The sequence below is a fragment of the Bradyrhizobium sp. USDA 327 genome (assembly GCF_041262065.1).
GTDB lineage: Bacteria > Pseudomonadota > Alphaproteobacteria > Rhizobiales > Xanthobacteraceae > Bradyrhizobium > Bradyrhizobium liaoningense.
In genome coordinates, this window is the sequence record NZ_JBGCCW010000001.1 from 1,588,506 (window position 1) to 1,612,558 (window position 24,053).

Below are 24,053 nucleotides of genomic sequence, written 5' to 3' on the forward strand. Positions count from 1 at the left end.
TGCGACATGTCTGATCCGGCTCCGCCGCGCAGACCGACCCTCGATTTGCGGGCGTTCACGCCCGCGCGCGTCGCGCTCGGGCGCAGCGGCGCGAGCCTGCCGACGAGGGCGCTGCTTGATTTCACGCTGGACTATGCCCGCGCGCGCGATGCCGTGCATGCCGCCTTCAATGTGCCGCGCCTGGTCGCCGATCTCGGCGCGCTTGGGCTTGCCGTGACCGAAGTGAGGAGCCGGGCGGCCGATCGCAGCGACTATCTGCGGCGGCCGGATCTGGGACGACAGCTTGAACCCGGCTCGGCGCAGCTTCTGGCACGAAGCGCCTCGGCGCCGTGCCAGCTCGCGATTGTGATCGGAGACGGCCTGTCCGCGGCGGCGGTTCACGCCCATGCGGCGGTCGTGGTGAGGCGCCTGGTGCCATTGCTTGCGCAAGGGAATGACGTCGCGATCGGCCATGTCGTTGTCGCATCGGGCGCGCGCGTCGCGCTCGGCGACGAGATCGGCGCCATTCTCGGTGCGCGCATGGTCGCGATGCTGATCGGCGAACGGCCCGGCCTGTCCGCGCCCGACAGTCTCGGCGCCTATCTGACCTTCGCACCGAAGCCCGGCCGTACCGATGCCGAACGCAATTGCGTGTCGAACATCCACCACGCCGGGTTGAGCTGCGACGAGGCCGCCTTCAAGATCGCCTGGCTCGTCCGTGAGGGGCTCGCGCGGGAGACCACCGGCGTGGCTCTGAAGGACGAGAGCGCGGATCGGGCGCCGCGCCAGATTGGCACAGCGTCGCCGGGATGATAGGCGGTCGGGACCCGAAATCGCCGCTTCTTGATCGATTCGGCCACGCTTCGCCTGCTTGCGAGAAGACCTGTTGACCTGCTAAACCCCTCGCGGCGATTTTCCGCGCATTTTCAAAGGGCAAGCCTCCCATTGGTATGGCGTTTTCAAGCCGTTCGCGGGGCGCAATAAGCTCTCAACACCGAGCCGATCTAGGAACTGGACAAGGCATGCTCGAAAAGCACAGCGAGAATGAGGTTCATGTCGACAAGGTCGAGCAGGGACCTGCGTCCTCGATCGCCTTCGGGCTGGAGCGCCTCGGGCTGATCGCCGTCCGGGCGCCGATCGTCTCCTGCATCGTCCTGCTGGCGCTGATCGTCGGCGCCGTGTTCGGCATCCACCGGATCAAGATCGACGATTCGCTGTCGCAGCTCTTCCGTTCCGACACCCGCGAATTCAAGCAGTATGAAGAGGTGACGAAGAAGTTCCCGGCCGAGGAGTTCGACGTCCTCGTCGTGGTCGAGGGCAAGACCCTGCTGGAGCGCAGCAACCTCGAGAAGCTGCGCGATTTCGTCACCGACCTGCAACTGGTCGATGGCACGCGCGGACTGGTCTCGCTGTTCTCGGCGCGTCAGGCGCCGGCCCCGGGCAAGCTGCCGGCGGCACTTTTCCCGGCTGAGCTCCCCGAGGGCGCCGCCTATGACAAGTTCATCGAGACCGTCAAGAACAACGAGATCATCCGCGGCAAGCTGCTGTCGGAGGACGGCACGCTGGCGCTGATCGTGCTCTCGCTCGATCCTGAGGTGGTCGGCTCCAACAAGCTGACCAAGACCGTCGGCGACATCCGCGCGCTGATGAAGGAGGACCTCGGCGACACCGGGCTCAACGTGCAGCTCTCCGGCGTTCCGGTGATGCAACTCGAGATCCGCAACGCGGTCGAGCGCGACGGGCTGACCTACAACATCCTCGGCATTCTCGCCGGCTGCATCATCGCCATCATCTTCTTCCGCAAGATCTCGTTCATGGTCGCGGCGGCATTCCCGCCGATGATCGCGATCCTGCTGGCGCTCGGCGCGCTCGGCTGGGCCAATTTCAACCTCAACATGTTCCTGAACGTGATGACACCGCTCATCATGGTCATCAGCTTCTCGGACTCGATGCAGCTCACCTTCGCCGCGCGCGACCGGCTGATCGCAGGACAGGACAAGTTCACCGCGTTCAAGAACGCGGTGCTGGTGGTGGGACCCGCCTGCGTGCTGACGCACGGCACGGCCGGCATTTCCTTCATCGCGCTGCAATTCTCCGACTCCGACCTGATCCGCAAGTTCGGCGAGGCCGGGCTCGCCGCCACCATCATCGCGCTGGTCGCGGTGCTGTCGCTGGTGCCGGTGTTCGGCGTGCTGCTCGTGCGCAACGAGAAGGTGTTCGCCGTCAAGTTCCAGAGCGCAGATGCCGGCGTCCAGGCCTTGCGCAATTTCTGCTACTGGATTGCGGTGCGCATGGTCGGCCGTCCCGGCCTGTTCAGCCTGATCGCAGTGCTGTTCGTTGGCGGCCTTGGCGTCATCTATGGCAATCTGGAGCCGCGCTACCGGCTCGCCGACCAGGTGCCGGACAAGCGCCAGGCGGTCGCCGCCAGCGACCGGCTCGATGCCAAGCTGACCGGCGCCAACCCGGTCAACGTGCTGATCGCATTCCCCAAGGGCGAAACGCTCTATTCGCCGGAGACGCTCCAGACCATCGCCGACGTGCATGCGACCGTGGAGAAGTCGGCCGGTGTCGGCAACGTCTGGTCGCTGGAGACGCTGCGCCGCTGGCTGGCCGAGAAGGCGGGCAGCGCCGACGTCGCGACGTTGAAGGAATATGTCAACGTCATCCCCGAGCATCTGGTGCGGCGGTTCATCGATGCCGAGCAGGATGCCGTCTTGGTCGCCGGCCGCGTACCGGACAAGGATTCCAGCCAGCTCCTGCCGATCGTCGACAAGCTCGACCACGAGCTCGACGCCGTCCGCAAGAAGCATCCCGGCTACGAGATTGCGGTGACGGGTCTTGCCGCCATCGCTGCGCGCAACTCGGCCAACATGATCGAGAAGTTGAACCACGGCCTTACCGTCGAATTCGCGCTGGTCGCGATCTTCATCGGCCTCGCCTTCCGCTCCTGGGTGGTGATGTTCGCCTGCATCCTGCCGGGCATCTTCCCGGTGGTGATGTCGGGAACGGTGCTGTGGGCGATGGGCGAGGGCCTGCAATTCGCCAGCGTCGTCGCGCTCACCGTCTCGTTCGGCCTGGGCTTGAGCGCGACCATCCACTTCCTCAATCGCTTGAGGCTCGAGAGCAAGCCGGGCGTCGGCTCGGCGCTCGCGGTGGAACGGGCGACGGTGCTGGTCGGTCCGGCGCTGATCCTGACGACGGTGGTGCTGGCCTGCGGCCTCGTCGTCACCGTGTTCTCGGACCTGCCGTCGCTGCGGCTGTTCGGCTGGCTCAGCGCCTTCTCGATGGTCATGGCCCTCGTCGCCGACCTCTTCATCCTGCGACCGACGGCGATGTGGCTGATCAATCTGCACGCCAGGCTTCAGGGCCCCGACAAGCCCGCGATCTGAGCGGTTTGTCCATCGGACATGCAGCGGCGCGGTCTGGACGACCGCGCCGGAGTTTTGGCCGAGGATGCGCTATGCGGCACGATAGATCGATCGTGGAGCTTCAGCAGAAGCGGGGCGCCGATTGCGCCGCCTCCGGCGCAGCCTTGAAGGCCTCCAAATGGCCGAGTCAGCAAAGAGCCCCCGGATCGCGAGAGCCGGAGGCTGTATCCTTTCGCAGCGGGAAGGGCGTCAGCCCTTCGTCATCGTGATGTTGACGCCGCGGATCTCGCCCTTGGAGCTGATCTGCACCGTCTGCTTGCTGCCGTTGGTGCGCAGCGAGAGGTTGGCGGCAAAGCCGTTGGCCTCGACGAACACGTCGATCTGGCCGCCGCCGGCGGTGCCCTGCAGATTGCCGAAGATGTTGCGGCTGGACTCGCTCCAATTGCCGGAGATGCGCTCGCCCTGGCTCGTCACGTCGCTGGTGAGGTTGAACTTGTAGCTGTCGGACGCGCAGTGCAGCGCCTGCTTCAGGTTGAGGCCGCTGCCGCCCACCTTGTAGTCCGCCTTGCAGCGAATGCGCTCGGTGGAGCCGTCGGACAACGACACCGTGCCGGTGCCGGTCCACGCGCCGTCGAAACCGGCAAACGGTCCGGACGACTGAGCATGGCTCGCCGGAACCGAGAAGAGCAGCGCCGCCCCGATGCCGGCCGCCTTGATTGCCAATCCAGATCGCCCAAAGAATTTCATCGCAAATATCCCGTTTTGGAACGACGTTCGCTTACCCATTGAGAACGTCTCGCCACATCGAAAGTTTAGTGCTTCGAGCCAGGGTCAGGTTCAAAGCCTGGCCGCCAGAGATGGCGGGTCACGACGCCTCGCGCCAGGCTTGATCCCCCGATTTGCCATGTTTCGGCATGTTTCCGGCGGGAAAGGCAAGCCGGACAGATGCAGCGCTGCAACAGGTATGCAGTAAAACGCAGATCTTCTGAATTATGACGTAGTATCAACCTCTTACATCTGCGAATGAAGGCGCGGGGAAGACCTGATTCGGCGCGTGCGGTGCCAATTTGGCCGCATTTGCCAGTGCTTGTGCCTTCTCTGGGCCGCCACTCCTGCGGCGACTTGCCATCAGAACAATCCGCTCCGGTCATTCGCCCTGTGCAGCCGGGTCCGGTACGATTCTGCCGTCAGAATGAAGGAATACAATGCGTAATCTTCTCGTCGCTCTTACCCTGCTGTCGGCATCCCTTTCGACGGCGGCGTTCGCTCAGCAAGGGCGTGGCACGGACGCCGAGCAGAAGGCCTGCACGCGCGACGTGCAGAAGTTCTGCCGTCCGGTCATCGATCAGGGCGATTTCACGATCCTGGCCTGCCTCAAGGAGAACCGGACCAAGATCTCGCAGGCCTGCGACCAGGTCCTGAAGAACCACAGCCAGTAAGCTCGGCCACTGGCCCACAAAGGCGGCCCGTGGGCCGCCTTTCCGGGCCCGATCCGCAAGGGGCAGCCATCGAGAGACAGGATTGGTTTTGCGGCCGTATTCCCCTATATGGGGGCCGCGGCGGCATCGCCGGCACGGGCCCGCGCGAGCGAAAAAGCCTTTCTGTCCAAACGATTGTAAACCAGCCCTCGATGACCTCTGCGAGCGAATTGCGATCCGGCAAGGGTGACCGCGACGAGAATTTTCCCGTCGCGTCCTGGATCATTCATCCGCGTCATCGCGCCCTGATCCTGGCCTACTACAATTTCGTCCGCACCGCCGACGACATCGCCGACCACGCGACGCTGCCGCCCGACCAGAAGCTTAGCTATCTCGACCTGCTCGAGGCGGAACTGCTCGGCAAGGGCGACACCCAGGCCGAAGCCGTCACCCTGCGCCGCGCGCTGGCCGAGCGCGGCATGGCCCCGCGCCATGCGCTCGACGTGCTCATCGCCTTCCGCATGGACGTGACCAAGCTGCGCTATGAGAATTGGGACGAGGTCATCCATTATTGCCGTTACTCGGCGATGCCCGTCGGCCGCTTCATGCTCGACGTCCACGGCGAGAGCACCTCGACCTGGGCCGCATCGGACGCGCTCTGCGCGGCGCTCCAGATCAACAATCACCTGCAGGATTGCGGCAAGGATTTCCGCGAGCTCAACCGCGTCTATCTGCCGCGCGATGCGCTGGCCGCGAGCGGCGCCTCGGTCGAGCAGCTCGGGCTTGCGCAGTCACCGCCGGCGATGCTGGCCTGCCTTCAGGCGCTTGCCGCGCGCAATGAAGCGCTGCTCAAGCAGAGCAAGTCGCTGAGCGCGGAGGTGAGGGATTTTCGCCTCGGCGTCGACATTTCGGTGATCCAGGCCTATGCCGACCGCATCGTGCGCCTCTTGAAGGTGCGCGATCCCCTGCGCGAGCGCGTGCATCTGAACAAGTTCGAGCTGCTCGCCCTCAGCCTCGCCGGGATGATCGGCGAAGTCGGCCGCCGCGCGATCGGACGCAAGGCCATTTCCAGACCGGGGACTGCACATGACGCTTGAGGCGACCACGCCCGGCGCCAATTACGGCTCGGCCGCATCCGGCAGCTCGTTCTATGCCGCGATGCGCATCCTGCCGCGTGACCAGCGCGAAGCGATGTTCCAGATCTACAGCTTCTGCCGCCAGGTCGACGACATCGCCGATTCCGACGGCCCGCGGGAGGAGCGGCTCGCCGCACTTCAGCAATGGCGCAACGACATCGATGCGCTCTATCAGGGCCATCCGCCGCCGCGGCTGAAGGACTACGTCGCCTCGGTGAAGGCCTTCGGGCTCAAGCGCGAGGACTTCCTCGCCATCGTCGACGGCATGGAAATGGATGTGCCGCAGGACATCCGCGCGCCCGACATGGCGACGCTGGATCTCTACTGCGACCGTGTCGCCAGCGCCGTGGGGCGGCTGTCGGTGCGGGTGTTCGGCATGCCCGAGGAAGACGGCATCCTGCTCGCGCACCATCTCGGCCGCGCGCTGCAGCTCACCAACATCCTGCGCGACATCGACGAGGATGCGGGCCTCGGACGGCTGTATCTGCCGCGCGAGGCGCTGCTGCATGCCGGCATCACCTCCACTGATCCGGACCGCGTGATCGCCGAGCGCGCGCTCCCGAAGGTCTGCCTGCCGCTGGCGCAGCGCGCGAAGGTGCATTTCGAGAAGTCGGACGAGATCATGAACCGCAACAAGCGCCGCGCGGTGCGCGCGCCGCGGATCATGTCGAAATACTATCATTCCATTCTGGACCTGCTGATCGCGCGCGGCTTCACCGCGCCGCGCGAGCCGGTGCGTGTGTCGAAGATCACACGCATCCTGATCCTGCTCCGTTACGCTTTCATCTGATGCAAAAGACAGCTCACATCATCGGTGCTGGAATTTCCGGCCTCTCCGCCGCTGTGCGGCTCGCCAATGCCGGCTTCAAGGTGGCCGTGCACGAGGCGACGCACCAGGCCGGCGGCCGCTGCCGTTCCTATTTCGACGGCGCCACCAATCTCACCATCGACAACGGCAATCATCTGCTGCTGTCGGGCAACAGCCATGCGCGCGCCTATGCGCGCGCGATCGGTACCGAGGCGGGTCTCGTCGGCCCCGAGAGCGCGCAGTTTCCGTTCGTCGATATCAAGACCGGGCAGCGCTGGCAGATTGATCTCGGCGATGGCCGGTGGCCGACCTGGGTGCTCGACGAGAGCCGCCGCGTTCCCGACACCGGCCTCACCGATTATCTGAAGCTGGCGCCGCTGATCTGGGCGTCGGAGGAGACGCTGGTCGGCAAGTCCATTCCTTGCGAAGGCATCCTCTACCAGCGTCTGGTGCAGCCGTTGCTGCTCGCGGCGCTCAACGTCGATCCGCCCGAGGGCTCGGCGGGGCTCGCGGGCGCGATCGTGCGCGAGACGCTGCTCGCGGGCGGGCAGGCCTGCCGTCCCTTGATCGCGCGCGACGGTCTCAGCGCGGTGCTGATCGAGCCTGCCGTGAAGTTCTTGCAGGAGCGCGGCCACGCGGTCCAGCTCGGCCATGAGCTGCGCTCGTTTGCGACCACCGACGGCAAGGTCGGCGCACTGAATTTCGGCGGCGAGGATGTGATCCAGATCGGTGAGGGCGACGTCGTCGTGATGGCGGTGCCGCCGCGCGCGGCGACGAGCCTGTTGCCGGGACTGAAGGCGCCGACCGAATTCCGCGCCATCGTGAACGCGCATTTCCGCTTCGAGCCACCGCCGGGCTCGGCGCCGATCCTCGGCGTGATCGGCGGCGTGGTGGAATGGCTGTTCGCGTTCCCCAACCGGCTTTCCGTGACGATCAGCAATGGCGATCGTCTGGTCGACATGCCGCGCGAGGAGCTCGCGCAGGCGATCTGGAACGACGTCTGCGAGGCGGGCGGTGTCTCCGGCGAGCTGCCCCCCTGGCAGATCGTGCGCGAGCGCCGCGCCACCTTTGCCGCCACGCCGGCCCAGAATGCCCTGCGTCCAGGGCCGGTCACTGCGCTGAAAAACCTGTTCCTTGCCGGCGACTGGACTGCTACGGGATTGCCAGCAACCATTGAGGGATCGGTCCGGTCCGGCGATCGCGCTGCCGATCTGGTTCTGGCCGCACAGCGGCCCTGACGGGCAGATGTCCCTGTCAAATTTCAATCGACTATCGGAGCAATCGAGCAACATGGATTCCGTGAACGCGACCAGCCGCGAGACCCTGGAATCGAGCATTGCGTCGGCGAGGGAAGGCGTCCTCGGCTTCCAGCAACCCGACGGCCATTGGGTGTTCGAGCTCGAGGCCGACTGCACGATTCCGGCCGAGTACATCCTGCTGCGCCACTATCTCGCAGAGCCCGTTGATACGGTACTCGAAGCCAAGATCGGCAATTACCTGCGTCGCGTGCAGGGAGCCCATGGCGGCTGGCCGCTGGTGCACGACGGCGAGTTCGACATGAGCGCCAGCGTGAAGGCTTACTTCGCGCTCAAGATGATCGGCGACTCCGTCGATGCGCCGCACATGGTGCGCGCGCGCGAGGCGATCCATGCCCGAGGCGGCGCGATCAACAGCAACGTCTTCACGCGCTTCCTGCTGGCGACGTTCGGCGTCGTGACCTGGCGCGCGGTGCCGGTGCTGCCGATCGAGATCGTGCTGCTGCCGTTCTGGTCGCCGTTCCACCTCAACAAGATTTCGTACTGGGCGCGCACCACCATGGTGCCGCTGATGGTGATCGCCGCGCTGAAGCCGCGCGCGAAGAATCCGAAGGGCGTCGGCATCGACGAGCTGTTCCTCCAGGATCCGCGCTCGATCGGCATGACCGCGAAGGCGCCGCACCAGAGCATGGCCTGGTTCCTGCTGTTCCGCTCGCTCGATGCGATCCTGCGCGTGATCGAGCCGCTGTTTCCGAAGAGCCTGCGCAAGCGCGCGATCGATGCCGCGCTCGCTTTCATCGAGGAGCGGCTCAACGGCGAGGACGGCATGGGCGCGATCTATCCGCCGATGGCCAACATCGTCATGATGTACGACGCGCTCGGCAAGGACGAGAACTACCCGCCGCGCGCGATCACGCGGCGGGGCATCGACAAGCTGCTCGTGATTGGCGACGACGAGGCCTATTGCCAGCCCTGCGTCTCGCCGGTGTGGGATACGACCCTGACCGCCCACGCGCTGCTGGAGGCGGGCGATGCGCAAGCCGTGCCGGCCGCCAAGCGTGGCCTTGATTGGCTGATTCCCAAGCAGGAGCTCGAGGTGAAGGGCGACTGGGCCGTGAAGCGGCCCGACGTGCGTCCGGGCGGCTGGGCGTTCCAGTACAACAACGCCCATTATCCCGACCTCGACGACACCGCGGTCGTGGTGATGTCGATGGACCGCATGCGCCGGGAGCACGGCGTCGCCGGCTATGACACTGCGATCGCCCGTGGCCGCGAGTGGATCGAGGGCATGCAGAGCGACGACGGCGGCTGGGCGGCCTTCGACGTCAACAATCTCGAATACTACCTGAACAACATCCCGTTCTCGGACCATGGCGCGCTGCTCGATCCGCCGACCGAGGACGTCACCGCGCGCTGCATCTCGATGCTGGCGCAGCTCGGCGAAACCGCGACAACCAGCAAGCACGTGGCCGCCGGCGTCGCCTACCTCAGGAAGACCCAGCACCCGGAGGGGTCCTGGTACGGCCGCTGGGGCATGAACTTCATCTACGGAACCTGGTCGGTTCTCTGTGCTCTCAACATGGCCGGCGTCGACCACAAGGATCCCATGATCCGGAAAGCCGCCGCCTGGCTGGCCTCGATCCAGAACGAGGACGGCGGCTGGGGCGAGGACGCCGTCAGCTACCGGCTGGACTACAAGGGATGGGAGGCCGCCCCCTCGACGGCCTCCCAAACGGCATGGGCCTTGCTTGCCCTGATGGCGGTAGGCGAGGTTGATCACCCGGCCGTCGCCCGCGGGGTGGAGTACCTGATTGCAACACAAAACAAAAAAGGACTGTGGGACGAGCAGCGGTACACCGCCACAGGCTTCCCCCGTGTATTCTATCTACGTTATCATGGTTACCCGAAGTTCTTTCCGCTGTGGGCGTTGGCGCGGTATCGGAACTTGCGGAACACCAACAGCAGGGTGGTAGGGGTCGGAATGTGACTTTGGGGACGGGGGACTATTTCACCGCGGGGAATACCATCGACCCGCGGCCGATACTGATCGTGACCGGACTGGTTCAGGAGGCCCGCATTGCGGCCGGGCCCGGAATGGCGGTCATCTGTTCATCCAGCAGCCCGACCCAGTTGCGGGCGCTGCTGACAGTGGTGGATCCCGAGACGATTCGCGGCGTGATCTCGTTCGGCGTGGCCGGCGGGCTCGACCCGACGCTGCGGTCCGGCGACGTCGTGCTGGCGACCGAAGTGCTGTCCGGCGATACCCGCTGGGCCGCCGGGCTGTCGCTCGGCGACGACCTGATCGAGCGCCTGACCTCGGGCCGCCGCCGCGTCGTCCGCGGCAGCCTCGCCGGCGCCGAGGAGGTGGTCACGAAGCGGTCCTGCAAGGCGGCGCTGCATTCGGAGACGGGCGCCTTCGCCGTCGACATGGAGAGCCACATCGCGGCCGCCTATGCCGCGGAAGCCGGACTGCCCTTTGCCGCCGTCCGCGTCATCAGCGATCCCGCCCATCGCGCCCTGCCGGCGCTCGCCCGCGCCGCGATCAAGCCGAACGGCCAGATTGATCTCGCCGCCGTACTGCGCGGCATCGTCCGCAACCCGACCACGTTGCATGCGCTGGTCTCGACCGGCATCGACTTCAACCGCGCCCTGCGAAGCTTGCGCGGCTGCCGCGACTATCTGATCGGGACGGAGCTCGTCGAGAACGAGGCGCTAGTGTCGAAGGCGGCCTGAGCGGCTTTTCGAACTGACAAACGGAAAAGGCCCGATCGCCATTGGCGACCGGGCCTTTTTGCTGATGTTGTCGCCCGGATTCGCTTCATGCCATCCAGGCGACAAGGTTCGTCGTGACTACGCCGCCGTCGAAGCCTTCTGCGCGGCCTTCGCCTGCGCAGCGGCGGCCTCGTCCTTGCGAATCTCCGACAGGCGCTTCTGCACTTCCGCCGAGAAGATGTACTGCGCCGGGCGCTGCTTGGAGAGGTCGATCTCCGGGGCCATCGGGCCGGTCGTCCTGACGCCGCGCAGCGACACCCACATCGCCTTCAGCGGGTTGTTGAGGGCTGCGGTCGCAGCCGTCGGCTCATAGCCGCAATGGGCCATGCAGTCGGCGCACTTCTCGTACTTGCCGGTGCCGTAGGTTTCCCAGTCGGTGGTCTCCATCAGCTCCTTGAAGGTCTTGGCGTAGCCTTCACCGAGCAGGTAGCAGGGCTTCTGCCAGCCGAAGATGTTGCGCGCGGGCATGCCCCACGGCGTGCACTCGTATTCCTGGTTGCCGGCCAGGAAGTCCAGGAACAGGCCGGAATGCATGAAATTCCACTTCTTGCCCTTGCCCATGGCAAAGACGTCGCGGAACAGCTTCTTGGTCTTGGTGCGGTTGAGGAAGTGCTCCTGGTCCGGGGCGCGCTCATAGGCGTAGCCCGGCGACATCGAGACTCCGACGCCGAGTTCGACGGTAAGGTCGAGGAATTTCGCGATCTCCTCGGCCGGATGGCCGTCGAAGATGGTGGCGTTGACGTTGACGGTGAAGCCGCGCGCCTTGGCCGCCTTGATCGCGGAGACGGCGCGGTCGAACACGCCCTTCTGCGACACCGCCTTGTCGTGGTGGTCGCGCAGGCCGTCGAGATGCACGGAGAAGAACAGGTACGGCGATGGCTCGAACAGATCGAGCTTCTTCTCGAGCAGCAGCGCATTGGTGCAGAGCGAGACGAACTTCTTGCGTGCGACGAGGCCGCGCACGATCTCGCCGATCTCCTTGTGGATCAGCGGCTCGCCGCCGGGAATGGCGACCATCGGCGCGCCGCACTCGTCGGCGGCGTCCCAGCACTCCTGCGCCGTCATGCGGCGATTGAGGATCGCGTCGGGATAATCGATCTTGCCGCAGCCGACGCAGGCGAGGTTGCAGCGAAACAGCGGCTCCAGCATCAGCACGAGCGGATAGCGCTTGCGGCCAAGCAGTTTCTGCTTGAGCAAATAGCCGCCGATACGCATTTCCTTGAAGAAGGGGATAGCCATTACACGTTTCTTTCTGGGCTTGAAATTCGGGTGGGTCAGCTCGCAGCCAATTGGGCCGGAAGCCGAAATTCGATGTTCTCCTCGCGGCCCGGTAGCACCGAGACCTTGACCGGTCCGAGCCGCCGCATCGCTTCGATCACGTCATCCACGAGTACCTCGGGCGCCGAGGCGCCAGCCGTGATGCCGACGGTCCTGGCGTTTTTCAGCCACTCCGGATTGAGCTCGCTGCCGTCGGCAATCAAATAACTCGCGACGCCGGCCTCGGTGCCGATTTCGCGGAGCCGGTTCGAGTTCGAGCTGTTGGCAGCCCCCACCACCAGGATCACGTCGACCAGCTTGCTCAAGTCCCTTACCGCAGATTGGCGGTTCTGTGTCGCATAGCAGATATCCCGGATATCCGGACCTTGAATGTCTGTAAAGCGGGCCTGCAGGGCCGCGATGATGTCCTTGGTGTCGTCGACCGACAGGGTGGTCTGGGTGATGTAGGCCACCGGCGTATCCGCCGGCAGCGTGAGCGCCTTAACCTCTTCAACACTCTGGACAAGCTGCACGGGGCCGGGGACCTGGCCCATCGTACCCTCGACCTCGGGGTGGCCGGCATGGCCGATCAGGATCAGCGTGCGGCCCTTGCCGATGTAGCGCTTCCCCTGATTGTGAACCTTCGTGACCAGGGGGCAGGTGGCATTGAGCACCGGAAGATCGCGCGCGGCGGCCTCTTCCTCGACGCTGCGGGCGACTCCATGGGCGCTGAAGACCGTCACCGCTTTCGGCGGAACCTCGGAGAGTTCCTCGACGAAGATTGCGCCTTTGCTCTTCAGGCTCTCGACGACGTATTTGTTATGCACGATCTCATGGCGCACGTAGACGGGCGGGCCGTACTTCTCCAGCGCCCGTTCCACGATTTCGATCGCACGCACCACGCCCGCGCAGAAGCCGCGCGGTTGCGCCAGATAAACTTCCATTGGACGCCCATCACGCAAGTTGCACCAATCCGCTCTCGTAAGTCTCCCGGCGGCACCCCGATACTGACCAATGAGCTGCAATATCCGCACCATTGGTTCGCGCATGCGGTAGCCGCCCACCCTCATGGGGCTCCGGCGCATGGAGGCGCAATACTTTGTGTCAAAAAATCGGCAATAAGGAAAGCCGGGAATGCTGACAGTCCATTTTTTATGGTATTATAGTAGGTTAAGCCCTGTGCGCAAATGCGCGACATCGCTGCATCGTTCTTCGTCACTTTCCCGCCTCAAGTCCCCGGCTATACCGACCGCCCGCATGATTTTGCCACGGTCTCCCGCCGCTTACCTCGAACCTTCGCGCGGCGAGAACCACTCAAAACAGCAATAGGTTTCGCCCGGGAACTCCGATAAACAGCGGGCGTTTCCGGCAAGCTGTTTAACCGCAGAAAGAAAAGAAGTGCTGCAAAGCGTAGTCGTTGCCATCGTCAGGGCCTGCACCCGGTTTGCCTCCCTCGTCGTCGTTCTCGGGCTCCTGCTGTCGGTAGGGGCGGGCTATTACACTGCGCGCCACTTCGCCATCAACACCGACATCAATTCGCTGATTTCCCAGAATCTCGACTGGCGCAAGCGTGACCAGCAATTCGACCAAGCGTTTGATCAAAACGAAACGATCCTCGCTGTGATCGAGGCCCGGACGCCGGAGATGGCGAGCGCCGCGGCAGACGCGCTCTATGCCAGGCTGAAGGACGACAAGACCAACTTCCAGTCGATGCAGCAGCTCGGTAGCGGCGAGTTCTTCGAGAAGAATGGACTGTTGTTCCTGCCGACGGAAGAAGTCGCCAAGATCACCGGCGAGTTCGAATCCGCCGCGCCCCTGATCGAGATCATGGCCGGCGATCCCTCGATCCGCGGCCTCACCGGCGCGCTGGAAACCGGCCTCGCCGGCGTCAAGCGAGGCCAGGTCAAGCTCGACAACACCGAGCGGCCCTTCAACCTGATCGCGCAGACCGTCGAGACCGTGCTCAACAAGGGCAACGCCAGCTTCTCCTGGCGCGAGCTCGTCAGCGACGAGCCGTTGAAGGATTCGGACAAGCGCGCCTTCATCGAGTTCAAGCCCATCCTCGATTACAACGCGCTGGAGCCGGGCAAGGACGCGACCAACGCGATCCGGAAAGCGGCGGCCGATCTGGACTTCCCCAACAAATACCAGGCGCGGGTGCGCCTGACCGGCCCGGTCCCGATCGCCAACGAGGAATACGCGACCGTCCAGGAGGGAGCCGTCGTCAATGGCGTCGGCACCGTTCTCGTCGTGCTGCTCATCCTGTGGCTGGCGCTGCATTCGGCGAAGATCATCTTTGCGGTGTTCGTCAATCTCTTCGTGGGCCTCGCGATCACGACCGCGGCCGGCCTGATGATGGTCGGCTCGCTCAATCTGCTGTCGATCGCGTTCGCGGTGCTGTTCGTCGGCCTCGGCGTCGATTTCGGCATCCAGTACAGCGTCCGCTACCGCTCCGAGCGCTACAAGCACGATGACCTCGCGGGCGCGCTGGTGCTGGCGGCCAAGCGCTCGGCGGTCCCGCTGTCGCTGGCTGCAATGGCCACCGCGGCGGGCTTCCTCTGCTTCATGCCGACCGACTACAAGGGCATCTCGGAGCTCGGACAGATCGCCGGCGTCGGCATGCTGGTGGCGTTCGTGTCCAGCATCACCGTGCTGCCGGCGCTGCTCAAGCTTCTGAACCCGCCCGGCGAGCCGGAGCCCGTCGGCTACGCCTTCCTGGCGCCGGTCGATCACTTCCTGGAGAAGCATCGCGTGCTGATCGTCGGCGGCACGCTGCTGCTCGCGCTTGGCGGCCTGCCGCTGCTCTACTTCATGAAGTTCGACTTCAACCCGATGAACCTGCGCAATCCGAAAGCCGAATCGATCGCCACCTTCCTCGATTTGCGCAAGGACCCCAATACCGGCGCCAATGCCATCAACGTGATGACGACGTCGGAGGAGCAGGCGAGGCAGGTCGAGGCGAGGCTCGAGAAAGTGCCCGAGGTGCTCAGGGTGATGTCTCTCGACAGCTTCGTGCCGCAGGACCAGCCGCCGAAACTGAAGCTGCTTGCGCAGGGGGCCAAGGTGCTGAACCCCGCGCTGAACCCCGATCAGATCGATGCGGCGCCGTCGGATCAGGAAAATATCGAGTCGTTGAAATCCTCGGCCGACAATCTGCGCCGGACCGCGGGTGACGCGAAGGGGCCGGGGGCGGTCGCCTCGCGCCGTCTTGCAGACGCGCTCGAAAAGCTCGCCAATGGCGACGAGGCCACGCGCAATAAGGCGCAGGACGTATTCGTCACGCCGATGAAGATCGTGTTCGACCAGCTCAGGAACGCCATGCAGGCCGAGCCGGTCACCCTGAAGTCACTGCCGCCCGAGCTCGTCAGCGCCTGGAAGAGCAAGGACGGCATCATCCGCGTCGAGGCGCTGCCCAAGGGCGATCCCAACGACAACGACACGCTGCGCAAATTCGCGGCGGCGGTGCTCGCGGCCGAGCCGACCGCGATCGGCGGACCGGTCTCGATCCTGAAATCCGGCGACACCGTGGTGAAGGCGTTCATCCACGCCGGCATCTACGCGCTGGTCGTGATCGGGCTCTTGCTGTGGATCACGCTGCGCCGGTTCGTCGACGTGCTGATGACGCTGGTGCCGCTTCTGGTTGCCGGCGCAGTGACGCTCGAGATCTGCGTGTTGATCGGGCTGCCGCTGAACTTCGCCAATATCGTTGCGTTCCCGTTGCTGCTCGGCGTCGGTGTCGCCTTCAAGATCTATTATGTCGTGGCGTGGCGCTCGGGCAGAACAAACCTGCTCCAGACCAGCCTCACGCGTGCGATCTTTTTCAGCGCGCTGACGACGGCAACCGCGTTCGGCAGCCTGTGGCTGTCGAGCCATCCCGGCACGTCCAGCATGGGCAAGCTGCTGGCACTCTCGCTGGTGACCACGCTTGCCGCCGTGCTGCTGTTTCAGCCGGCCCTAATGGGCAAACCCCGCAATCTCAGGGAGTAGGCAGATGTCGCCGACGGGGTCGGCGGCGCCCTTCTGACCGGGCTTGGCGGCGCCGGCGGCCTTCGGAGCTGCAGGCGCAGGTGCCGTGGCCCCTGTCGTGGCTTGAGCTTGAGCTGCCTGCGCACCTTGAGCCTTCGGCGGGGTGGCGCCGCCGGATTTCGGCGCGCCCTTGGCCATGGCGTTGACAGGACTCGAGGGGATTGGCGGGCCGACCCGGGTCCAGGTCTCGCCGCCGCAGAGGAAGCCCATCACGCAGCCCTTGATTTCGAGCTGATCGGCACCACCCGGCGTAATGGTCGCGCTGTAGAGCTGTCCATCCTTGGCGTTGTAGACCTGTCCTTCCCACTGATCGATGCCGGGCTTCTTCTTCATGTCGATCAGGGTTGCCATGCCCAGCGTCGGCCTGTTCTTTTTCGAGACATCCGGATTGTTCTCGTCGCGCCCCCCGGGCTGCTTTTCCCAGGAGACCGCACCCCACATGCTGCCATAGCATTGGGCGACACGAATGTTGGCAACGCCGTCGGCGACCCGCCAGTCGCCGGTCGGGTCTGCAGCGAGCGCGGGTGTCAGGCAGGTGTAACCGCCAGCCAGTATTAGTCCGGTGTAAAGGGCTAAACGCATGATGGTTCCTTGGCAGTGCAACATGATCTAAAAGCTGTGCTTGCGAAGATGGTCCGAAAAAGGGCAAAAGGCCGCACAGACCGTTTTCAGCAGCGGTCCGTTTTCAGTTGACGAGACGGCCTCCAATCGAAGTATGTAGCGGATGCACAGCCCAAATCCAGACATGTCTCAGCTATTCGCGGACCGTCAGGCCCAGCGCAGCACCCTGCATAACCGGTATCTGAACGAGCAGTTCGTTCGGGTTCTCAAGACCATCGGCTACGATGTCGGCTTCCAGAAGGGGCAGGGGCAGTACCTTTACGATCGCGAGGGCGCTCGCTACCTCGACCTGTTGTCCGGCTTTGGCGTGTTCGCGATCGGGCGCAATCATCCTGTCATGCGCGATGCGCTCAAGAGCGTGCTCGATGCCGATCTGCCCAACCTCGTCCAGTTCGACGTTTCGACGCTCGCCGGCGTGCTGGCCGAACGGCTGCTGAAATACGTCCCCTATCTCGACAAGGCGTTCTTCGCCAATTCCGGCGCGGAATGCGTCGAAGCCGCGATCAAATTCGCGCGTGGCGCGACCGGCCGCCCCGGCATCGTCTATTGCGCCCACGGCTACCACGGCCTGACCTATGGCGCGCTGTCGCTGACCGGCGACTCGAACTTCCGTGCCGGATTCGAGCCGCTGCTGCCGGGCTGCACGCCGGTCCCGTTCAACGATCTGGCCGCGCTCGAAAAGGCCCTGGCCTCGCGCGAGGTTGCGGCCTTCGTCGTCGAGCCGATCCAGGGCAAGGGCGTCAATATGCCCACCGACGAATTCCTGCCCGGCGCGGCCGCGCTCTGCAAGAAATACGGCACGCTGTTCGTCGCCGACGAGATCCAGACCGGCATGGGCCGAACCGGCCGCTTTCTCGCTGTCGAGCACTGGAACGTCGAGCCCGACATGGTGCTGCTGTCGAAGTCGCTGTCGGGTGGCCACGTGCCGGTCGGCGCCGTGCTGACGCGCAAGAGCATCTTCGACAAGATCTTCAACCAGATGGACCGTGCGGTGGTGCACGGCTCGACTTTCTCCAAGAACGACCTCGCCATGGCCGCGGGTATCGCCACGCTCGACGTCATGGAGTCCGAGAAGCTGATCGAGTCCGCCGCCAAGCGCGGCGCCGAGCTGCGCCTCGCGTTGACGCGCATGGTGCCTGGCTACGAGCTGATGAAGGAAGTGCGCGGCAAGGGCCTGATGATCGGCGTCGAGTTCGGCCCGCCGAAGTCGCTGCGCCTGCGCGCCTCCTGGAACGTGCTGGAGACCGCCAACAAGGGCCTGTTCTGCCAGCTCATCACCGTGCCGCTGTTCAAGGATCACAAGATCCTCACGCAAGTCGCCGGCCACGGCAGCCACACCATCAAGCTGTTGCCTCCGCTCACCATCACCGAGGAAGACTGCAGCTGGATCGAGCGCGCCTTCGACGACGTCATCGCCGGCAGCCACAAGGTCCCCGGCGCGATCTGGTCGCTCGGCAAGACGCTGGTGGACAACGCGGTGCGACGGTCGGCCTGATTTCTTGCCGGGCCTTTTCGACGATCGTCATTGCGAGCGCAGCGAAGCAATCCAGACTGTCTCCGAGGAGGCGGTCTGGATTGCTTGGTCGCTTCAGCGCAAAGTTGCTGGGCAATTTTGTCGCGAGCTCCTTGCAATGACGTGACGACGGGCGCTGCTATCCCTCCACATTCGCCCTCATCGCCGCCTCGAACTCGTCGCGTGAACGCGCTTATGGTGTTGCCCCGCGTCCGGGACACGAGAGCTATTTTGCAAACTCCCGCACGGCCTCGACCACGCGTTTCGGCAATTCCTGCGCCACGCAATGACCGGCGCCCTCAAAGACCAATGTGCTGACGCTTGGAATCAGCGACGCGGCCCGTCGCGCCATCTCCTGGTAGATCGGCCCCGAATTCGCGGCTGTCGTGACGCGCACCGGGCAGTCGATCTCGGTCAGCCAGGCAAACGGATTGCCGCGGGCGTCGCCAGCGTACACCTGCTCCATCGCCTCGTAGATCGGACGCAGGATCGCGGACTCGATCTCGGGTGTGCAGCAGAGTCGGACACGGCCATCGTCGAGCGGCACGAAGCCGTGGCGCACATAGGCGCGCAACGAGATCTCGGTCCAATCCGCAAAGGCCGGAGCGGCACGATAGCGATCGAACACGGCGTCGGCGCTGTCGAACTCAGCGCGCCGGCGCGTCGTGCTCTCGACGCGGGACAAGGATTCCTCGCTCAGTCCGCCGGAGCGCGTCCTGCGCGGGTCCATCACGGTCGGCTCCATCACGAACAGGCGCGTGAAGCGGCCGGGCAAGAGTTTCGCCGCGAGCAGGAGGTCGGTCGCGCCCGCGCTGTGGCCAATGCCGTAGATGTCGCGGAGATCGAGCGCATCGATCACCCGGCAGACGTCGTCGGCGTAATCCAGGAAGTGATAAGCGCCGGGCTTGTGGCTGGCGCCATGGCCGCGGCGGTCGAGCGCATAGACTGTGTAGGTCGATGCAAGCTCGCGCGCGACCTCATCCCAGACATCGGCAACGAAGCCGGTGCCGTGCAGGAGCAGCGCGGGCGGCCTGCCGCTCTCGCCCCATTGCAACATGGCGATCTGCGCGTCGGTCGGGCCGATGGAAAAACGGTGTGGATTGATCATGGGTAGAGCAGTGATGCGCTGCGGGTTGGTTTACTTCGCGTCCTCCAGGATCATCGCAGCCCCTTTCTCCGCAATCATCGCCGTCGGCGTGTTGGTGTTGCCCGAGGTGATCGTCGGCATGATCGAGGCATCGACGATGCGCAAGCTTCCGAGGCCGTAGAAGCGCAGCCGCTCGTCGACCACCGCCATCGGATCGTTCGCCGCGCCCATCTTCGCCGTGCCGACGGGGTGGAAAATTGTGGTGCCGATATCGCCGGCGGCCTTGGCGAGGGAGGCGTCGTCGTCGCCGACGGAGGGCCCGGGCAGATATTCGCTGGGCCGGTACTTCGCGAGCGCCTTCTGCTGCATCAGGCGCCGCGTGGTGCGAATGGCGTCGGCGGCGACCTGGCGGTCGTCGTCGGTCGACAGGTAGTTCGGCGCGATGATCGGCTTCTCATCAGGTGTCGCCGCGCGCAAGCGAACGGTGCCGCGCGAGGTCGGCTGCAGATTGCAGGCGCTGACGGTGATGGCAGGAAAGCGGTGCAGGGGATCGCCGAACTTGTCGAGCGACAGCGGCTGCACGTGAAACTGAATGTTGGCGCGCCCGCGCGTCGCGTCCGAGCGCGTGAAGATGCCGAGCTGCGACGGTGCCATGGTCAGCGGACCGCGGCGGCGGAAGGCGTAGTCGAGTCCCATCAGGCCGCGGCGGAAAAGGTTGTAATAGGTCTCGTTCAGGGTGCGGACGCCCTCGACCCTGTAGATCGCACGCTGCTGGAGGTGGTCCTGGAGATTGCGTCCCACACCGGGCTTGTCCATGACAATGTCGATGCCGAGCGGCGACAGCCAGTCGCCCGGTCCGATGCCGGAGCGATGCAGCACCTGCACCGAGCCGATCGAGCCTGCCGAGAGGATGACCTCGCGTTTTGCGCGCGCCTCGACGATCTCGCCGTTCTGGATGAAGCGGACGCCGGCGGCGCGGCCCTGCTCGATGATGAGGCGGTCGACCAGCACATGCTTCTCGAGCCGCAGATTGGGGCGGTTCAGTGCGGGCTTGAGGAAGCCGCGCGCCGACGACCAGCGCCGGCCGCGCTTCTGGTTGACGTGGAAATAGCTCGTGCCTTCGTTGTCGCCGGTGTTGAAATCCGGGATGCGCTTGATGCCCATCTCCTCGGCGGCGTCGCCGACGGCGTCGAGAATGGCCCATGACAGCCGCGGTGCCTCGATGCGCCAGCCGCCGCCGGCGCCGTGATGCTCGCTGGCGCCGAGGAAGTGGTCTTCCAGCCGCTTGAACAGCGGCAGCACGTCGTCATAGCCCCAGCCGGTCAGCCCAAGCTGGCGCCAATGATCGTAGTCGGCGGCCTGTCCGCGCATCGAGATCATGGCGTTGATCGCCGAGCAGCCGCCGATCACCTTGCCGCGGGGATAGGCGAGCGAACGGCCGTTCAGGCCGGGCTCCGCCTCGGTCTTGAACATCCAGTCCGAGCGGGGATTGCCGATCGCGAAGAGATAGCCGACCGGGATGTGGAACCAGATCCAATTGTCGTCGCCGCCAGCTTCGAGAATGAGGACTCGGTTCTTCGGATCGGCCGAGAGCCGGTTGGCGATGATGCAGCCGGCCGTACCGGCTCCGACGACAATGTAGTCAAACTCACCTTCGAGCCGCCTTGGCATTCTGCTTCCACCCGGATGGTCACTTTGCGTTCAGTCTAATAGGCAGACGCAGCGGATCGGGACAAGCCCGGCCATGACGAGAGAACAGAGCTACCCTGGACTCTCCGCCGGTTGGGTGGACCGGCGCTTGCATGGTAGACAGTCCTGTATTGCTAACAAAGCTCGAGACCCTCCATGCCTATCGTGAACCGCGTCGCCGACCTTCAGCCCGACATTCAGGCCTGGCGGCGGGACATCCATGAGCACCCCGAGCTGCTATACGACGTCCACCGCACCGCAGCATTCGTCGCGGATCGCCTGCGGGAGTTCGGCTGCGATGAGGTCGTGACCGGTCTCGGCCAGACCGGCGTGGTCGGAGTGATCAAGGGCAACAAGCCGGCCGGCGAGGGGCTCAAGGTGATCGGCATGCGTGCCGACATGGACGCGCTGCCGGTCGAGGAGCAGACCAATCTGCCTTACGCCTCCAAGAACCCTGGCAAGATGCACGCCTGCGGCCATGACGGCCATACTGCAATGCTGCTTGGGGCCGCCCGCTATCTCGCCGAGACCCGCAATTTTGCCGGCGATGCCGTGGTGATCTTCCAGCCGGCCGAGGAGGGCGGTGCCGGCGGCGCGGCCATGGTCAAGGACGGCCTGATGGAGCGCTTCGGCATCGACCAAGTCTACGGCATGCACAACGGGCCGGGCATCCCGATCGGCTCGTTCGCGATCCGGCCGGGTCCGATCATGGCCGCGACGGACGAGGTCGATATCATGATCGAGGGCGTCGGCGGCCACGCCGCGCGCCCGCACAAATGCGTCGATTCCGTGCTGGTCGGTGCGCAGGTGATCACGGCACTGCAGTCGATCGTCGCGCGCAGCGTCGATCCGCTTGAATCGGCCGTGATCTCGATCTGTGAATTCCACGCCGGCAACGCCCGCAACGTCATTCCGCAGACCGCGACGCTGAAAGGCACGATCCGCACCCTATCGCCGGAGGTGCGCAAGCTGGTCGAGAAACGCGTGCGTGAAGTTGTGGCTGGCGTGGCGCAGATCACCGGCGCCAAGATCGACCTGCGCTACAAGCGCAATTATCCCGTCGTGAACAATCATGCGGCGGAGACCGAAGTGGCGCGGCGCATCGCCGAGCAGGTCGCGGGCGAAGCCAATGTGCACGACATGGCGCCGCTGATGGGCGGCGAGGATTTCGCCTACATGCTCGAAGCGCGGCCCGGCGCCTTCATCTTCTGTGGCAACGGCGACAGCGCCGGCTTGCATCACCCCGCCTACAATTTCAACGACGAGGCGATCGTCTACGGCACGTCCTACTGGGTCAAGCTGGTCGAGGAACAGCTGGCGGCGTCGTAACGCTCCGTCGTCATTCCGGGATGGTCCACAGGACCAGACCCGGAATCTCGAGATTCCGGGTTCGGTCCTGCGGACCGCCCCGGAATGACAGCCTGGAATGCAAATGGCCGGGACAAACCCGGCCATCCGCGTTCATGGAGTGTCGTTCTGCTCAGAAGACTCGCGAGAAGATCACGTAGAGAGTGGCCGACAGCATGATCGCACAGGGCAGCGTCAGCACCCAGGCCATCAGCAGGTTGCGGATCGTCGACCATTGCAGGCCCGAACCGTTCGCCGCCATGGTGCCGGCGACACCCGACGACAGCACGTGCGTGGTCGAGACCGGCAGGCCGAACACGTCGGCGGCGCCGATCGTGGCGGCGGCCACGAGTTCGGCCGAGGCGCCTTGCGCGTAGGTGAGATGGGACTTGCCGATCTTCTCACCGACCGTGATCACGATGCGCTTCCAGCCGATCATGGTGCCGAGGCCGAGTGCGATGGCGACCGCGATCTTCACCCAGTTCGGGATGAACTTCGTGGCGGCGTCGAGCGAACCCTTGTAGGCATTCAAGGTCGCGATCTCCTCCCTGTTGAGATCGTTTTCCTTGTCCTTCATCAGGAACCGGATCGCTTCCGAGATCATGTACATGTCGTTGCGGGTGTTGCCGACGGCTTCCGCCGGCACCTTGTTCAGCGTGCCGTATTTGGCGACCTGGTCGCCGACATCCTTCACCAGCACGGCGAGCGAGGGATAGGTGCCCTCGTTGATGTGACGCAACGTGATGTACTGCGTCACGGCCGGACGGGGATCGCCGATGATGCTGTGGCCGGCGCCCTTCGCGGCGATCACCTGGGCGGCGGCATCCGAGGTCTTCTGGAACTGGACGACCTGGGATTCCGGCAATGCGCGGTTGAGCGCGTAGGCCGTCGGCACGGTGCCGATCAGGATCAGCATGATCAGGCCCATGCCCTTCTGGCCGTCGTTCGAGCCGTGCGCGAAGCTGACGCCGGTGCAGGTTGCGATCAGCAGGCCGCGAATCCAGAGCGGCGGCGGCTTGTTGCCTTCGGGGGCGGCATAGAGGGCCGGGTTGCGCACGATGAACTTGAGCAGCAGCAACAGCACGGCGGCGCAGATGAAACCGAACAGCGGCGACAGCAGCAGCGCATAGCCGATCTCGGTCGCCTTGCTCCAGTCCACGCCCGAGGTGCCGTCGCGGCCGCGCATCACGGCGTTGGCGACGCCGACGCCGATGATCGAGCCGATCAGGGTGTGCGAGGAGGAGGCGGGCAGGCCGAAGAACCAGGTGCCGAGATTCCACAGGATCGCGGCGATCAGCAGCGCGAACACCATGGCGAAGCCGGCGCTGGAGCCGACCTGGAGGATCAGCTCGACCGGCAGCAGCGAGACGATGCCGAAGGCGACCGCGCCGGAGGACAGGAGCACGCCGAGGAAGTTGAAGAAGCCAGACCACATCACCGCCACCTCCGCCGGCAGCGAATGGGTGTAGATGACCGTGGCCACCGCATTGGCGGTGTCGTGGAAGCCGTTGACGAATTCGAAGCCGAGCGCGATCAGGAGCGCAACGAACAGGAGGATGTAGGGCAGGTAGGTCGTCACCCGCACGCCCGTCGCGTTGACGTCGACATAGATGCTGTAGGCGACGAACAGCAGGCCGGCGGCGAGGATGCCGAAGAACAGGATCATCGTCAGCGGATTGAAGCCCTTGTCGAGATTTGGCCGCGAGGCTGGCTGGATCGGTGCGGGATCGGCTATTGCTCGGTCGAATGCAACATCGCTCATGTCTGGACGCCCCT

18 protein-coding genes are annotated in these 24,053 nt (G+C 64.8%); 11 read left to right on the forward strand and 7 right to left on the reverse strand.

Annotated features, from left to right (window positions below; all coding sequences use genetic code 11):
* Positions 1-6 precede the first annotated feature (6 nt).
* The gene (eutC, locus tag ABIA42_RS07185; protein WP_370114608.1) at positions 7-792 is read left to right on the forward strand and encodes an ethanolamine ammonia-lyase subunit EutC; all 786 of its coding nucleotides are present in this window, start codon (positions 7-9) and stop codon (positions 790-792) included.
* A gap of 209 nt (positions 793-1,001) precedes the next feature.
* Complete coding sequence (locus tag ABIA42_RS07190) at positions 1,002-3,368, forward strand: RND family transporter (protein WP_271528613.1); 2,367 nt, start codon at positions 1,002-1,004, stop codon at positions 3,366-3,368.
* A 228-nt stretch (positions 3,369-3,596) separates the two neighbouring features.
* On the opposite strand, the gene ABIA42_RS07195 is transcribed toward ABIA42_RS07190, so the two are convergent.
* Positions 3,597-4,094 carry a hypothetical protein gene (locus ABIA42_RS07195; RefSeq protein ID WP_271528612.1) on the reverse strand — a complete coding sequence of 166 codons (498 nt, stop codon included), beginning with the start codon at positions 4,092-4,094 and terminating at the stop codon, positions 3,597-3,599.
* Positions 4,095-4,552: 458 nt separating this feature from the next.
* On the opposite strand from ABIA42_RS07195, the gene ABIA42_RS07200 reads away from it, so the two are divergent.
* The 6 genes from ABIA42_RS07200 (at position 4,553) to ABIA42_RS07225 (ending at position 10,698) form a co-directional block, all read left to right on the forward strand.
* Positions 4,553-4,786, forward strand: a complete 234-nt coding sequence (locus tag ABIA42_RS07200) for a hypothetical protein (RefSeq protein WP_271528611.1) — start codon at positions 4,553-4,555, stop codon at positions 4,784-4,786.
* A 191-nt stretch (positions 4,787-4,977) separates the two neighbouring features.
* The gene (gene hpnC, locus ABIA42_RS07205; RefSeq protein WP_271528610.1) at positions 4,978-5,862 is read left to right on the forward strand and encodes a squalene synthase HpnC; all 885 of its coding nucleotides are present in this window, start codon (positions 4,978-4,980) and stop codon (positions 5,860-5,862) included.
* Positions 5,852-6,691: a presqualene diphosphate synthase HpnD gene (gene hpnD / locus ABIA42_RS07210; RefSeq protein WP_271528609.1), complete on the forward strand. Its 840-nt coding sequence runs from the start codon at positions 5,852-5,854 to the stop codon at positions 6,689-6,691. Before hpnC ends, hpnD begins: the two co-directional genes overlap by 11 nt.
* Positions 6,691-7,947, forward strand: coding sequence for a hydroxysqualene dehydroxylase HpnE (gene hpnE / locus ABIA42_RS07215; protein WP_370114604.1), 1,257 nt, complete (start codon positions 6,691-6,693; stop codon positions 7,945-7,947). The genes hpnD and hpnE overlap by 1 nt, the downstream gene beginning before the upstream one ends.
* 52 nt (positions 7,948-7,999) lie before the next feature.
* A complete protein-coding gene (gene shc / locus ABIA42_RS07220; RefSeq protein WP_370114602.1) occupies positions 8,000-9,952 on the forward strand; it encodes a squalene--hopene cyclase in 1,953 nt (650 codons plus the stop codon).
* On the forward strand, positions 9,949-10,698 hold the full coding sequence (locus ABIA42_RS07225) for a phosphorylase (protein ID WP_370114600.1): 750 nt from the start codon (positions 9,949-9,951) through the stop codon (positions 10,696-10,698). The genes shc and ABIA42_RS07225 overlap by 4 nt, the downstream gene beginning before the upstream one ends.
* Positions 10,699-10,815: 117 nt before the next feature.
* Here ABIA42_RS07225 and hpnH read toward each other — a convergent pair whose 3' ends face one another.
* Both hpnH and ispH read right to left on the reverse strand, forming a co-directional pair.
* Positions 10,816-11,976, reverse strand: coding sequence for an adenosyl-hopene transferase HpnH (gene hpnH / locus ABIA42_RS07230; protein WP_028176730.1), 1,161 nt, complete (start codon positions 11,974-11,976; stop codon positions 10,816-10,818).
* 35 nt (positions 11,977-12,011) lie between these two features.
* Positions 12,012-12,938, reverse strand: coding sequence for a 4-hydroxy-3-methylbut-2-enyl diphosphate reductase (gene ispH / locus ABIA42_RS07235; protein ID WP_239622336.1), 927 nt, complete (start codon positions 12,936-12,938; stop codon positions 12,012-12,014).
* Positions 12,939-13,392: 454 nt separating this feature from the next.
* Between ispH and ABIA42_RS07240 the strand changes: the two genes are divergently transcribed.
* The gene (locus ABIA42_RS07240; protein ID WP_370114597.1) at positions 13,393-15,981 is read left to right on the forward strand and encodes an MMPL family transporter; all 2,589 of its coding nucleotides are present in this window, start codon (positions 13,393-13,395) and stop codon (positions 15,979-15,981) included.
* Here ABIA42_RS07240 and ABIA42_RS07245 read toward each other — a convergent pair.
* On the reverse strand, positions 15,949-16,602 hold the full coding sequence (locus ABIA42_RS07245; RefSeq protein ID WP_271528598.1) for a DUF2147 domain-containing protein: 654 nt from the start codon (positions 16,600-16,602) through the stop codon (positions 15,949-15,951). The genes ABIA42_RS07240 and ABIA42_RS07245 overlap by 33 nt on opposite strands.
* A gap of 142 nt (positions 16,603-16,744) precedes the next feature.
* Here ABIA42_RS07245 and hpnO point away from each other — a divergent pair, with 142 nt between their 5' ends.
* Positions 16,745-18,136 (forward strand): aminobacteriohopanetriol synthase HpnO, encoded by a 1,392-nt coding sequence (hpnO, locus tag ABIA42_RS07250; protein ID WP_370114595.1) that lies wholly within the window; start codon positions 16,745-16,747, stop codon positions 18,134-18,136.
* Positions 18,137-18,380: 244 nt separating this feature from the next.
* Here hpnO and ABIA42_RS07255 read toward each other — a convergent pair whose 3' ends face one another.
* Together ABIA42_RS07255 and ABIA42_RS07260 are read right to left on the reverse strand one after the other, a co-directional pair.
* Entirely contained in the window at positions 18,381-19,262 is an 882-nt protein-coding gene (locus tag ABIA42_RS07255; RefSeq protein WP_370114593.1) for an alpha/beta fold hydrolase, read from the reverse strand.
* A gap of 30 nt (positions 19,263-19,292) precedes the next feature.
* Positions 19,293-20,912, reverse strand: a complete 1,620-nt coding sequence (locus ABIA42_RS07260) for a GMC family oxidoreductase (RefSeq protein ID WP_370114591.1) — start codon at positions 20,910-20,912, stop codon at positions 19,293-19,295.
* Between the two features lie 174 nt (positions 20,913-21,086).
* On the opposite strand from ABIA42_RS07260, the gene ABIA42_RS07265 reads away from it, so the two are divergent.
* Positions 21,087-22,259 (forward strand): M20 aminoacylase family protein, encoded by a 1,173-nt coding sequence (locus tag ABIA42_RS07265; RefSeq protein ID WP_271528594.1) that lies wholly within the window; start codon positions 21,087-21,089, stop codon positions 22,257-22,259.
* A 151-nt stretch (positions 22,260-22,410) separates the two neighbouring features.
* On the opposite strand, the gene ABIA42_RS07270 is transcribed toward ABIA42_RS07265, so the two are convergent.
* On the reverse strand, positions 22,411-24,039 hold the full coding sequence (locus ABIA42_RS07270; protein WP_370114588.1) for an inorganic phosphate transporter: 1,629 nt from the start codon (positions 24,037-24,039) through the stop codon (positions 22,411-22,413).
* Positions 24,040-24,053: the final 14 nt, after the last annotated feature.